This is a genomic window from Geobacter sp. 60473 (genome assembly GCF_036323535.1).
GTDB classification, from domain to species: Bacteria; Desulfobacterota; Desulfuromonadia; order Geobacterales; family Geobacteraceae; genus Geobacter; species Geobacter sulfurreducens.
On record NZ_AP028967.1, the window covers coordinates 182,140 to 196,090 of the forward strand.

The 13,951-nt window shown below is 67.2% G+C and carries 8 protein-coding genes; 7 read left to right on the forward strand and 1 reads right to left on the reverse strand.

The genetic code is table 11. From position 1 onward, the window contains the following. The first annotated feature begins 251 nt into the window (after nucleotides 1-251). The 5 genes from AABA48_RS00875 (at nucleotide 252) to AABA48_RS00895 (ending at nucleotide 9,415) form a co-directional block, all read left to right on the forward strand. Complete coding sequence (locus AABA48_RS00875) at nucleotides 252-860, forward strand: NAD(P)H-dependent oxidoreductase (RefSeq protein WP_286351698.1); 609 nt, start codon at nucleotides 252-254, stop codon at nucleotides 858-860. Continuing rightward, complete coding sequence (locus AABA48_RS00880; RefSeq protein ID WP_286351699.1) at nucleotides 857-2,740, forward strand: monovalent cation:proton antiporter-2 (CPA2) family protein; 1,884 nt, start codon at nucleotides 857-859, stop codon at nucleotides 2,738-2,740. The genes AABA48_RS00875 and AABA48_RS00880 overlap by 4 nt, the downstream gene beginning before the upstream one ends. Nucleotides 2,741-2,815: 75 nt before the next feature. Then, complete coding sequence (uvrA, locus tag AABA48_RS00885) at nucleotides 2,816-8,383, forward strand: excinuclease ABC subunit UvrA (RefSeq protein WP_338270787.1); 5,568 nt, start codon at nucleotides 2,816-2,818, stop codon at nucleotides 8,381-8,383. A gap of 74 nt (nucleotides 8,384-8,457) precedes the next feature. Next, on the forward strand, nucleotides 8,458-8,853 hold the full coding sequence (locus AABA48_RS00890; protein ID WP_286351700.1) for a response regulator: 396 nt from the start codon (nucleotides 8,458-8,460) through the stop codon (nucleotides 8,851-8,853). Beyond that, nucleotides 8,846-9,415, forward strand: coding sequence for a CheB methylesterase domain-containing protein (locus AABA48_RS00895; RefSeq protein WP_010943384.1), 570 nt, complete (start codon nucleotides 8,846-8,848; stop codon nucleotides 9,413-9,415). Before AABA48_RS00890 ends, AABA48_RS00895 begins: the two co-directional genes overlap by 8 nt. Nucleotides 9,416-9,418: 3 nt before the next feature. Here the strand turns inward: AABA48_RS00895 and AABA48_RS00900 are convergent, their stop codons facing one another. Then, entirely contained in the window at nucleotides 9,419-10,186 is a 768-nt protein-coding gene (locus AABA48_RS00900; protein ID WP_338270788.1) for a J domain-containing protein, read from the reverse strand. Nucleotides 10,187-10,308: 122 nt separating this feature from the next. Between AABA48_RS00900 and AABA48_RS00905 the strand changes: the two genes are divergently transcribed. Both AABA48_RS00905 and AABA48_RS00910 read left to right on the forward strand, forming a co-directional pair. Continuing rightward, nucleotides 10,309-12,081 carry a transporter substrate-binding domain-containing protein gene (locus AABA48_RS00905; RefSeq protein ID WP_338270789.1) on the forward strand — a complete coding sequence of 591 codons (1,773 nt, stop codon included), beginning with the start codon at nucleotides 10,309-10,311 and terminating at the stop codon, nucleotides 12,079-12,081. 233 nt (nucleotides 12,082-12,314) lie between these two features. Continuing rightward, nucleotides 12,315-13,721, forward strand: coding sequence for a sigma-54-dependent transcriptional regulator (locus AABA48_RS00910; protein ID WP_338270791.1), 1,407 nt, complete (start codon nucleotides 12,315-12,317; stop codon nucleotides 13,719-13,721). Nucleotides 13,722-13,951 lie beyond the last annotated feature (230 nt).

Consider the following 13,951-nt stretch of genomic DNA (forward strand, 5'->3'; position numbering starts at 1 on the left):
CCACCCCGCTTCGTTCCGCGTGCCTCTCGCACCGCCGCTGTACGGCTCATTTTGCTACCGGCCTGAAACTCACCCTGACGGGTTCAGACAATCAGGCCGGTGGCCGCTCCATTTCGCCTACAGCGGCAGGCGCTCGGGCACAGTCGCTCCGTCGGTGTGGCATCCGGCACGGACTCAGGGGTAAGAAAAGAGCCGCGCCGGATCGCCTCCATTTCTTGACATGGGATAGGCATTTCCCTATACCTTCCAGAATGAACAACATACTCATCCTCTTCGCGCATCCGCGCTTCGAAAACTCGCGGACCAACAGGGCGTTGCTGGCCGGCCTCCGCGGCCTGGAGTGCGTAACCCTCCACGACCTCTACGAACAGTATCCCGATTTCAACATCGACGTGGCCCGGGAGCGGGAACTGCTGCTGGCGCATCAGGTCATCGTCTGGCACTACCCCTTGTACCTCTACGGCCCCCCGGCCATTATCAAGCAGTGGATGGACCTGGTCCTGGAGCACGGCTGGGCCCACGGCCAGGGGAGTTACAACCTGGAGTGCAAGCGGATCTTCATGACGATCACCACCGGCGGCACCCGGGCCAGTTACGCCCACGGCGGGTTCAACCGGTACACCATTCCCGAGTTGCTCTATCCGCTGGAGCAGGCGACCCATCTCTGCCGGATGGACTGGCTTCCCCCCTTCGTGGTCCAGGGGACCTACCGCCTCACCGACGGCATGCTGGCCGACTGTGCCGACCAGTACCGGCAGGTCCTGCTGAACCTGGCGCAATCCCCGCCCCTGGAGGAGATCCGGGGGTATGAGTTCCTGAACGACTGGATTTCGGGCGTGAACCGGGGGGAGGCTCCATGACCGACACCATTCTCGGTCAGGCCGTGGTCTACCTTGCAGCGGCCCTGTTCTGCGTGCCCATTGCCCGGCGCCTGGGCATGGGCTCCGTCCTGGGCTACCTGCTGGCCGGGATACTGATCGGCCCCTTCTGTCTCGGGTTTGTGGGGCGCGAGGGGGAGGACATCATGCATTTCGCCGAGTTCGGCGTGGTCATGATGCTCTTCCTGATCGGCCTGGAGCTGGAGCCGGCCCATTTCTGGCGGATGCGCACCACCATCCTGGGGCTGGGGTCGCTGCAGCTGGCCCTGACCACCTGTGCCCTGACCGCGGGCCTCCTGCTGCTGGGCCTCGACTGGCGGGGAGCCCTTGCCGCGGGCCTGGCCCTTGCCATGTCGTCCACGGCCATCGTGCTCCAATCCCTCAAGGAAAAGGGGCTGGGCAACTCTCACGCCGGGCTGAGCTCCTTTGCGGTGCTCCTGTTCCAGGACATCGCCGTGATCCCGATCCTGGCCCTGCTCCCGTTCCTGGCCATCCAGGCCGGCGGGGGCGCCGTCCACGGGGATGCGCCCTCCCTGCTTGACGGCCTGCCGGTCTGGATGAAGGCCGGGTCGGTCCTCTTTGCCGTGGTGGCGGTGGTGGTCATGGGGCGTTCCATCGTGGTCCCCTTTCTCCGCATCGTCACCAAGGCCAGCGTCCGCGAGCTCTCGGTCGCCGCGGCGCTGCTGATCGTGGTTGCCATAGCATACCTGATGGAGCTGGTGGGGCTGAGTCCGGCCCTGGGCGCCTTCCTCGCCGGCGTGCTCCTTGCCAACAGCGAGTTCCGCCACGAGTTGGAGAGCGACATCGAGCCCTTCAAGGGGCTGCTGCTGGGCCTCTTCTTCATTGCGGTGGGGGCATCCATCAACTTCAGGCTGCTGACGGACAAACCGGCCACCATCGTCTCGCTGGTGCTGGCCGTCATCCTGGTCAAGGCAGTGGTGCTGGTCGTCGCGGGGCGGCTGTTCCGCCTTTCCTTCGACCAGAACAGCATCTTCGCCATCGGCCTGTCCCAGGTGGGGGAGTTCGCCTTTGTCCTGTTCGCTTTCATCGACCGGCTGGGGATCATCGGGCGCGACTGGACCGATACCCTGATGGCGGTGACGGCCATCAGCATGACCATGACCCCTCTGCTCCTGCTGGCGAACGAACGGCTGGTGCTGCCCCGGTTCGGCACCCGGGAGCGGGAGGAGCAGGAGGCCGACCTGATCGACACGGAGCACCCGGTCATCATCGCCGGGTTCAGCTCCTTCGGCAGCACCCTGGGGCGCTTCCTCCGCGCCAACGGGGTGGAGGCGACCATTCTGGATAACAACTCAGACCAGGTGGACCTGCTTCGCCGGATGGGGTTCAAGGTATTCTACGGGGACGCGACCCGGCTGGACATCCTCCGTTCGGCCGGGGCCGACAGCGCCCGCATCCTCTTTATCGCCATCGACAGCCCCGCCACCGTTAACACGCTCGTTGCCACGGCACGCAAACATTTCCCCAACCTGAAGATCATGGCCCGGGCCGGCACCAACCTGGACGCCCACGAACTCCTGGACCTGGGAGTGGGGAACATCTACCGCGATTTTCTCGACACCTCGGTGCGGGCCGGGGTGGACGTGCTGGCGAGCCTGGGATGCCGGAGGTACGGCGCCACCCGCGCCGGCCAGGACTTCATCAGGTACGACGAGTCCGCCATGCACCACCTGGCGCCCCACCGCCACGATGAGTCCAGCTACATCTCCACCGCCAGGGAACAGATCCGGCTGCAGGAGCAGTTGCTGGCCGGCGACCGCACCGCCAACCATACGCATCATGATCACGCCTGGGATACGAGCACGCCGGTCACGGCGGCAGAGGGAGATGCGCAGCCCTGAAACCGTCGCGTCGGTACTCGGTGTCTCCATCGTTTCCATCGCGTTGCGTCCGTTTGCCTGTTATACTCTCTCCCCATGGCCCACGAATCGATCTCCATCCGCAACGCCCGCCAGAACAACCTGAAGAATCTCAATCTCGACCTTCCCCTGGGCGAGTTGATTGTCGTCACCGGCGTTTCCGGTTCGGGGAAGTCGTCGCTCGCCTTCGATACGGTCTACGCCGAGGGGCAGCGCCGCTACGTTGAGACCTTTTCCCCCTATGCCCGTCAGTTCCTGGAGCGGATGGATCGCCCGGCCGTGGACCGGATCGACGGGATTCCTCCGGCCATCGCCATCGACCAGACCAACCCGGTGCGCACCTCCCGCTCCACCGTGGGTACCATGACGGAGCTGAACGATCACCTGAAGCTCCTGTTCGCCCGGGCCGCGCGGCTCTTCTGCCGCGGCTGCGGCCGGCCGGTACGGCGCGATACGCCCGAGAGCATCGCGGATGAGCTGCTGGCGCGAGATGCCGGCGCCGGGGCCGCCGTGCTGGTTACCTTCCCGGTGCCGGTGCCGGCCAATTTTTCCACCGACGAGGTGAAAGGGTTCCTGGCCGGCCAGGGATACACCCGCATCCACCGGGAGGAGGAAGGCATCCTGGAGGTGATCCAGGACCGCACCCGCCTGGCACCGGCAAACCGTTCCCGCCTGGTGGAGGGGATGGAGGCGGCGCTGCGCGTCGGGCACGGGCGGGTGTTCGTCCGTCCCGCCGGCGAAGGTTCCGCGGCGGAACCGTGGCGCTTCTCCAGCGACCTCCACTGCCCGGACTGCGACATCTCCTACCAGGACCCGGCGCCCCACCTCTTCTCCTTCAACTCGCCGGTGGGGGCCTGCGCCACCTGCCGGGGGTTCGGCCGGGTGATCGGCATCGACCCGGGGCTGGTGATCCCGGACGAATCCAGGTCCCTGGCTGACGGGGCGGTGAAGCCGTGGCAGACCGAGAGCTACCGGGAATGCCGGGACGACCTGATCTCCTTTGCCGCTCAACGGGGGATTCCCGTGAACGTGCCCTGGCGGGAGCTGACAGCGGAGCAGCGCCAGTGGGTGATCGAGGGGGAGGGGTCCTGGGAGGACGGGCTCTGGTACGGGGTGCGGCGCTTTTTCGACTGGCTCGAAACCAAGAGCTACAAGATGCACATCCGGGTCCTCCTCTCCAAGTACCGGGCCTACACCCTCTGCCCCGCCTGCGGGGGGGCGCGGCTCTCCCCCGATGCGCTCCTGTGGCGGCTCGGGACAAAGGATGAGGCCGACCGGGTCCTGCCGCCGGAAGCGCGGTTCCGCCCCCGGGGGATGGGGTTGCCCGATGAGGTTCTACGCCACCTCCCCGGCCTCACCATCCACGATGTCATGCTCCTGCCCCTGGAACGCTGCTCGTCGTTTTTCGGCGGCCTGGCGCTGCCGGCCCCCCTGGACGAGGCGGCGGACCTGCTCCTGCGGGAGATCCGCGTCCGCCTGGGCTACCTGGGGGAGGTGGGGCTCGGCTACCTCACCCTGGACCGCCAGTCGCGCACCCTTTCCGGGGGCGAGGTGCAGCGGATCAACCTGACCACGGCCCTGGGCACCTCCCTCGTCAATACCCTCTTCGTGCTGGATGAACCCTCCATCGGCCTCCACCCCCGGGACATGGGGCGGGTGATCGGCGTGCTGCGCCAGCTGCGGGACGCGGGGAACACCCTGCTGGTGGTGGAGCACGACCCCCAGGTGATGCTTGCGGCCGACCGGCTGCTCGACCTTGGCCCCGGTCCGGGCGAGCGGGGCGGCGAGGTGGTCTTCTTCGGCCTGCCCGCGGCAATTCTGAACGAGCAGCGCTCCCTGACCGGCGAGTATCTGGCGGGGCGGAAACAGGTGGCCACCGGCGACGGGCTCCGGCCGGTTACGGAGGGGCATCATTCCCTGGAAATCCTCGGCGCCGCCGCCCACAACCTCACGGGGGTCGACGTCCGCATTCCCCTGAACCGCCTGGTCTGCATCACCGGCGTCTCCGGCTCGGGCAAGTCGACCCTGGTCCAGGAGGTGCTGCACCGGGGGCTCCTGAAGCTCAAGGGGAGGCCGACGGAGCCGCCGGGGGCGCACGCTGCCATCCGTGGTGCGGAGCTGATCGGCGATGTCGTTATGGTGGACCAGTCCCCCATCGGCAAGACCACCCGCTCCAACCCGGCCAGCTACGTGGGGGCCTTCGACGCCATCCGCAAGCTCTTCGCGGCCGAGCCCCTGGCCAGGGAACGGGGGTACACCACCGGCACGTTCAGCTTCAATGCCGGCACCGGCCGCTGCCCTTCCTGCGGCGGCAACGGCTTCGAGCATGTGGAGATGCAGTTCCTCTCCGACGTCTACCTCCGTTGCCCCGACTGCGACGGCAGCCGCTACCGCCCCGAGGTGCTTGAGGTGCGGCTCGTGCCGGGAGGGGGCGGGCGCCCCCTGTCCATCGCCGACGTGCTGGAGATGACCGTGACCGAGGCGGTGGCTTTTTTCGCTGATCAGCGGGAGGTGCTCCGGCGCCTGGAACCGCTGGAGGCCGTGGGGCTCGGCTACCTCCGCCTGGGCCAGCCGGTGCCGACCCTTTCCGGCGGTGAGGCCCAGCGCCTGAAGCTCGCCGGCCACCTGGCCGAAGTGGGGGGACGGAAACGCACGGGGGCGGGGAACCTTTTCCTGTTCGACGAGCCCACCACCGGCCTCCATTTCGAGGACATCGCCCGGCTCCTGGCCGCCTTTCGCCGGCTGCTGGAGGCCGGGGACTCCCTGGTGGTGATCGAGCACAACCTGGACGTGATCAGCGCCGCGGACTGGCTGATCGACCTGGGGCCCGAGGGGGGCGACGCCGGGGGACGGGTGGTCTGCGTCGGGACACCGGACCAGGTGATGACGTGCCCGGAAAGCCATACCGGCCGAGCCCTGCAGGAGTACGGGGAGGAACTGGCCGCCCTGGTGCGGGCATCGACTCAGCCGGCGGCGGAGGCGCTCCCCGCCGTGGTGCCGGACCGGTCCATCCGCATCGTCCATGCCCGGGAGCACAACCTGAAGAATGTCACCATCGCCGTGCCCCGTGACCGCTTCACGGTCATCACCGGCATTTCGGGGAGCGGCAAGTCTACCGTGGCCTTCGACATCCTCTTTGCCGAGGGGCAGCGGCGCTACCTGGAATCCCTCAACGCCTATGCCCGCCAGTTCGTCCAGCCCGCTGCCCGCCCCGACGTGGACGCGGTCCTCGGCATCCCGCCCACGGTGGCCATCGAGCAGCGGACGAGCCGGGGCGGGCGCAAGAGCACCGTGGCGACCATGACGGAGATCTACCATTTCCTCCGCCTCCTGTTTGTGAAGCTCGGGGTCCAGCACTGCCCCGACTGCGGCATCCCCATCACCCCCCAGACCCCGGACGCCATCGCGGCCCGGCTCCTGCGGGAGCTCCGGGGGAAGCGGGTGGCGCTCCTGGCACCGCTGGTAACGGCCCGGAAGGGGTACTACACCGACCTGGCCGCGTGGGCCGCGGGCAAGGGCTTCACCCACCTGCGGGTGGATGGCGTCATGACCCCGGTGGAGCCCTGGCCACGCCTCGACCGGTTCCGGGAGCACGACATCGACCTGCCGGTGGGGGAGATCACCGTGTCGGCGAAAGGGGAGGGGGCGTTGCGGGAGTTGCTGGACCGGGCCCTGGCCTTCGGCAAAGGGGTGGTGCGGGTGGCGGTGACGCACGCCGCCGCCGGCAGCCAAGCGAAGGTGGAGTTGCTCTTCTCCACCCTCCGTGCCTGCACCTCCTGCGGCCAAAGCTTCCCCGAGCCCGACCCGCGCCTCTTTTCCTACAACTCCCGCCACGGCTGGTGCCCCCGTTGCTTCGGCACCGGACTGGAGATCCCCGGCTTCGACGCGGAGCAGACCGGCGAGGAGATCTGGTGGAACGAGTGGTTCGAGGGGGAGGAGCGGACCTGCTCCGCCTGCCGCGGCGCCCGGCTCAACCCCGAGGCCCTGGCGGTCCGTTTCCGGGACCGGAATATTGCCGAGCTGACGGCCCTCACCGTGATCCAGGCTGCCGCCTTTATCGCCGAACTGGGTCTTGAGGGGCGGGAGGCGGCCATCGCCCGCGATATCGTGGCCGAGATCACGACGCGGCTTGCCTTCCTGGGCGAGGTGGGGCTCGGGTACCTGTCGCTCGACCGGGCGGCCCCGACCCTTTCTGGCGGCGAGGCACAGCGGATCAGGCTGGCGGCCCAACTCGGCTCGAACCTGCGGGGGGTCTGCTACATCCTGGACGAACCCACCATCGGCCTCCACCCCCGGGACAACCGGATGCTGCTGGAAACCCTGAGGAAGCTGGAGGGGAAGGGGAACACCATCGTGGTGGTGGAGCACGACGAGGAGACCATCCGCCGGGCCGAGCACGTCATCGACCTGGGCCCCGGCGCCGGCGTCAATGGCGGCCTGGTGGTGGCCGAAGGGACCCTGGAGCAGGTCATGGCGGCCCCGGATTCCCTCACGGGGCGCTACCTGGCTGAGCCCCTGCGCCATCCCCTGGTGGAGCGGCGACCTGCGCCGACGCCGGAGGAACCGGCCATCCAGGTGCTGGGGGCCACCCTCCACAACCTGCGGGAGATCGACGTGTCCTTCCCGCTCCGGCGTCTGGTCTGCGTGACCGGCGTCTCGGGGAGCGGCAAGAGCACCCTTGTGCGCAACGTTCTCCACGCCGGGCTCCAGGGGCTTCTGGCCCATGGCAGGGGAGCCCATGCCGCCGCGGGGTGCCGGGAGATCCGGGGCTGGGAGCAGCTCAGCCGCGTGCTGGAGGTGGACCAGACCCCCATCGGCAAGACGCCCCGCTCCTGCCCCGCCACCTACGTGGGGTTCTGGGACGCCATCCGCAAACTCTACGCCGGCACCACCGAGGCGCGGCTGCGGGGGTATGGCCCCTCCCGCTTCTCCTTCAACGTGAAGGGGGGGCGGTGCGACGAGTGCGAAGGGCAGGGGGTGAAGACCATCGAGATGAGCTTTCTCCCAGACGTGAAGGTGGCGTGCGAGGTGTGCGGGGGGCTGCGCTTCACCCCCGAGACCCTCATGGTCCGCCATCGGGGGAAATCCATCGGCGACCTCCTGGCCATGAGCGTGGACGAGGCGGTGGAGTTCTTCGCGGCCCACCGGTCGATCCTTCACCCGCTCCAGCTCCTGCAGGACGTGGGGCTCGGCTACCTGACCCTGGGCCAGCAGAGCCCGACCCTTTCCGGCGGCGAGGCCCAGCGGATCAAGCTCGTTACCGAGCTGGCCAAGGCAAAGCCGGTGAAGGATGCGCTCCGGGTGCCCCGCACCGCCCCCCACTCCCTCTACATCCTGGACGAACCCACCATCGGCCTCCACATGGCCGACGTGGAGAAGCTGGTACGGGTCCTGCACCGGCTGGTGGAGGCGGGGAACTCGGTCATCGTCATCGAGCACAACCTGGACGTCATCGCCGAGGCCGACTGGCTCATGGACCTGGGGCCCGAGGGGGGTGACGGCGGCGGGCGCATCGTGGCCCGGGGGACGCCGGAGGAAGTGGCCCGCATGGGGGATGTGTCCCACACGGGGAGGATTCTCGGGGAGTTTTTGCGGGAGCGGCGGCGCGCCGGTCCGTCAGCGTAGCGGTAATTTCATGGGGAGGCCGGGCCGTCCGGCGGTTCCGCCCCCCTGTTTTTTCCTGGTCAGGGAGGTGTGCGATGGATGTTCAGGTGATGCTGGTGGACGACGAGGCAATGGTCAGGGCGGCCGTGGAAGACATGTTCCGGGTGAAGGGGGGCGCCATCACGACCGCTGCCGGCGGCGAAGATTGCCTCGCCCAGCTTGAGGCGGGATTCCGGGGGGTCATCCTGATGGATGTGATGATGCCGCGCATGAACGGCTGGGCCACGATCCGCGAGATCGTGCGGCGGGGACTCTACGAGGGGAACGTCATCATCATGCTGACGGGCATCGGGGAGCCGGACAGCCAGATGGAGGGGCTTCAGGAATATGTCAGCGATTTCCTGGCCAAGCCCATCGACCCCCGGCATCTGTACGAGGCCGTCCAGCACTACCGCCTGCTCCTGGCGGAGGAAGCCGCTCCCCATGTTTAACGGCAATATCGTCGTCATAGGAGTTTCCACGGGCGGCCCCATCACTCTCAAGACGCTGTTTTCCACGCTGCCCCGGCTGGAAGCCGCCGTTATCGTGGTCCTTCACATCCAGCCCGGCATGGATGAGCGGGTGGCCCTGAGCCTGGCCAAGGTTTCCGTTATGCCGGTCAACCTGGCCAAGGATGGTGAATACCTCCGGACGGGCCATGTCTACCTAGCCCCGGGCGGTTGCCATCTGGCCCTGGAGGGAAACCGCCGGATCATGCTGGTCAGCGGCCCACGGGTGAACTATGTCCAGCCGTCCGCCGACGTGACCATGAAATCGCTGCAGCGGTCCCGCAGCAACGTGTTCGTGGGGATCGTGCTCACCGGCATGGGGAACGACGGGGCCGAGGGAATCCGTCACATCAAGTCGATCGGGGGGATCACCATCGCCCAGGACCGGGAAACGTCGTCGGTGTACGGGATGCCCCGCTCCGCAATCGCCACCGGAGCGGTGGATTACGTGCTCCCCGACGTGAAGATGGGCAAGCTGATCGAGCGTCTGGTGAACGGGGAGTAGCGGTCAGCGGCCCGTGGCTCGCTTTGGACCCCCGGTGCGTGCATTGTGCTGGCGAAGTTCCCGGGCGAGTCGCTCCATTTCCGTCATGCTCACCACGTTGCCTGCTACGAAATACTGGCCGAGGCGCGTCTGCCGCGAGCGCTGGCGGAAGAGCAGGAGCTCCACCTGGCGGGGGGTGAGGAAGCCGAACCGGATGGCCTTTTCGCCAAAACGGCCGGGGTGATGGCCGGCGGAGAGAATGGTCCGGACCTGGCCGTCGTCGAGCCAGCCCCAGTGGGTCGCGAGGGCGCCGATGGGGGGGCGTCCCGCCCGCTGCCAGGCCAGGGCCCGGATCAGGTCCCGGTAGGAGATCATGCCGCGGTAATAGAGGTATCGGCCCAGTTTCAGGGGGCGCTGGGGCAGGTGACCCTGGTAGAATCCGTCCCGGGGGCCGTCGTCCCGGGGTCGCTCCCGCCCGGCGGATCTCCTTCTGCCCGCGGACTGGCACGGGCTTTCATGCCGGGCGAGTCCTTCCTCCCGGTGCCTGAAAAAGGCGCACATGAGGTCGTAGGCCTCACGCACCCGGCGGAACAGCTCGGCCTGGCGCTGCTGGAGATGGGGAGATTCGTGGCCGAAGAGGTCCGGGTGGGTTTCCCGTGCCCGTTGCCGGAAGGCGGCCTTGGCCCCGCTCGGCTGGAGGTAGTGGAGGAATTCGCGCGACAGATCGACATCGGGGCCGAAGAGCTGCCGACAGGCATCCAGAAGATGTGTCTCTGATAAGGGTGTGTTCACGGGCAGTGCCCCCGGGCTGATGGACGGCTCGTCTGGGTGTTATACTATAGTGACTCGTCCGATACAAGCGCCGGGAGCGGCCCGTGCCCGCTCGGCCGATTAGCCGGAAAGGAGGCTCCGCCATGGGCGGCCGCTTCGCATGCATGTCCTGCCGGTGGCAGATTCCGCCCGTCCCGTTGCCGGGGCGCGGCTACCGCTACCTGGCCGTGCTGTTGACGGTGCTCGCGGCGCTGGTCCTTGTGGCCGTGGGAACAGCGTCGGCTGCCGACGCGCCCCGCGACCGGCATCAAACCATCGTCGTGGGCGGCGATCGCGACTACCCCCCCTACGAGTTCATCGACCAGAACGGCAAGCCCGCCGGCTATAACGTGGAACTGACCCGCGCCATCGCCGAGGTGATGGGGATGACGGTGGAGTTTCGCCTCGGCGCCTGGTCGGAGATGTTCTCCGCCCTCAAGAGCGGTCGGGTCGACGTGCTCCAGGGGATCTCGTGGTCCGAGAAGCGGGCCAGGCAGATCGATTTCACCCCGCCTCACACCATTGTCTACCATGCCATCTTTGCCCGGCGCGATTCGCCCCCCGCCGGGGGGCTTGAGGATCTGAGGGGCAGGAAGGTGGCGCTCCACCGGGACGGGATCATGCACGAGTACCTGGCGGAGCGGGGCTACGGCAAGGACCTGATCCTGACCCCGACCCCGGCGGACGCCCTCCGGCTCCTGGCCGCGGGAGGATGCGACTACGCGGTGGCGGCCATGGTTCCCGGCATGTACATCATCCGGGAGAACCGGCTCACGAACCTGGTGCCCGTGGCTCGGAGCATCGCGGCCCAGCGTTACGGATATGCGGTCCGCCAGGGGGATGCGGAGCTTCTGGCCCGCTTCAGCGAGGGGCTCGCCATCCTCAGGAAGACCGGCCAGTACGAGGCGATCCGCGCCAAGTGGCTGGGGGTGCTGGAGCCCCAGCCGGTCCGCTGGCAGGAGATCGCCAGGTATGCGGCGGTGGTGGTGATTCCCCTGCTCGTCATCCTCGGCGGCACGGTGCTCTGGAGCCATTCGCTCCGGCGGCAGGTGGCCCAGCGGACCGAATCCCTTTCCCGGGCCCTGGAGGAGGTCCAGCTTAACCAGCAGCAGCTCCTGCAGGCCGACAAGATGGCTGCGCTGGGCATCCTGGTTTCCGGCGTGGCCCACGAGATCAACAACCCCACCGGCCTCATCCTGCTGGACGTGCCGATCCTGCGCAAGATCTACAATGATGCGGCCCCCATCCTGGAGGAGCGCTACCGGACGGAGGGGGACTTCACCCTCGGCGGGCTCCGTTACTCACGGGTTCGTGAGGAGGTGCCGCGGCTTCTGGACGAGATGCAGGACGGGGCCAAGCGGATCAAGCGGATCGTTGAGGACCTGAAGGACTTTGCCCGGCGGGATGACGTGGGCGGCAAGGAGCTGGTCGACCTCAACGGCGTGGCCCAGGCGGCGGTACGGCTGGTGGATGCCTCGCTGCGCAAGGCCACGACCCGCTTCACGGCCCGCTATGAGCCCGACCTGCCGCGGGTGCTGGCAAACGTCCAGCGGATCGAGCAGGTGGTGGTGAACCTGGTCCTCAATGCCTGCCAGGCCCTGCCGGACCCGAGCCGGGGGGTCGAGCTGGAGACCTCTTTCGACCCGGCCGTCGGGTGTGTGAACCTGCGGGTGAGGGATGAGGGGAGCGGCATCGCCCCGGAAAACATCCCGCGTCTCACCGACCCCTTCTTCACCACCAAGCGGGAGAACGGCGGCACCGGCCTGGGGCTCTCGGTATCCGCGGGCATCATCAAGGAGCATGGGGGAACCCTGCTCTTCGAGTCGGCCCTTGGCGAGGGGACCACGGTTACGCTTTCCCTGCCCGTTGCGACCTGATGGCTGCGTTGGTGGTGGTCGGGGGGGCGGATGGCTCGCTCCGAAAAGAGTCCAAGCGTCGCCGGTCGGGTTTCATGGGGGCTGATCTGCCGTTTCCGGCGCTTTCCCTTCGGGTGACGTCCGATGCTTTTTGCGGGGACTCTTTTCTCCGCGAACCCTCCGCCCCCCTCCGGGAACCGTATGCGGTGGGACGGAAGGAGAAAAACCACGTCAATGATGGAGTCTATTCACGTATGACCGAGAATCGCTATCCCCCCTTCGGCATCCTTCTGGTGGACGACGAGCCGGCTTGGCTCCGTTCCCTCTCCCTGACCCTGGAGTCGTCTGCCGGCATCACCAATACCATCCTCTGCCAGGACAGCAGGGACGTTCCGGCGCTACTGGAAGGGGGCGGCATCGGCCTGGTACTCCTGGACCTCACCATGCCCCACCTGTCGGGGGAAGAACTTCTCAAGCAGATCGCCGAGCGTCATCCGGAAGTTGCGGTCATCGTCATCAGCGGCCTGAACCAGGTGGAGACCGCGGTCCGCTGCATGAAGGCCGGGGCCTTCGATTACTTCGTCAAGACCGACGAGGAGGACCGGCTCGTGGGGGGAGTTCTCCGGGCGGTCAGGATGCTGGAGCTGCAGCGGGAGAACCGGGAGATGTCGAGCCGGCTCGTCTCCGGCGGCCTGCGGCACCCGGAGGCCTTTGCCGGTATCGTCACCGCCGACCGGGGCATGCTTTCCCTGTTCGCCTACATCGAGGCAGTGGCCGTGAGCCCCCAGCCGCTCCTCATCACCGGCGAGAGCGGGGTGGGCAAGGAGCTCCTGGCCCGGGCCGCCCATACCCTGAGCGGCTGCAAGGGGCAGCTGGTGGCGGTGAACGTGGCCGGTCTGGACGACACGGTCTTTGCCGACACCCTCTTCGGTCACGTGCGGGGTGCCTTCACCGGCGCCGAGACGGTACGGCGCGGCATGGTGGAGGAGGCGGCCAACGGTACCCTGTTCCTGGACGAAATCGGCGACCTGGGTATCCCCTCCCAGGTTAAACTCCTGCGGCTCCTCCAGGAAGGGGAGTACTTTCCCCTGGGGAGCGACCAGCCCCGGCGGCTCCGGGCGCGGGTCATCGTCGCCACCCACCGCAACCTGGCAGCCCGGGAGGCTGCCGGAGAGTTCCGACGCGATCTCTACTACCGGCTCCGCACCCACCAGGTCCATATGCCGCCCCTTCGGGAACGCAAAGGGGATATCCCGCTCCTGCTGGACCATTTTCTGGCCGAGGCAGCCCGCACGTTGGGAAAGAAAAAACCCACGCCGCCGCCGGAACTGGCCCAGCATCTGGCCACCTACAATTTCCCGGGTAACGTGCGGGAGTTGAAATCGATGGTTTTCGATGCGGTCAGTGTCCACCGGGACCGGATGCTCTCCATGGAGAGCTTCGTTAGGGCCATCGGCAGCGCGGAAGAGCCCGCCGGTACTCCGCCGCCGACCCTGAACCCCTTTGCCGGGTTCGATAAGCTTCCCACCTTCACCGACGCCGCCGAGTTCCTCGTGGAAGAGGCCCTCAATCGTGCCGGCGGTAACCAGACCCTCGCCGCCCGTCTTCTCGGCATCTCCCAGCCGGCCCTCTCCAAGCGGCTCAAGATGATGCGGAAGTGAACCCCCATAACCGAGGGTTATAGCGATAACCTTGGTTATGTTTGTTTTAACTCGCTGAAATGACTGATAGTACCTGCAGTGGTTCATTGCCGGCATAACCGGAGGTTATGCCGGTTTCCCTCCTGAAATATCCCTGCAAAAGACAATTTGGGTAATAAAAACGGCCTCTTGTGAGACGTTGTCGTTCTTGGTATCCCCCTTGCTCATTGAAGGGTGAATCTGACAGACAA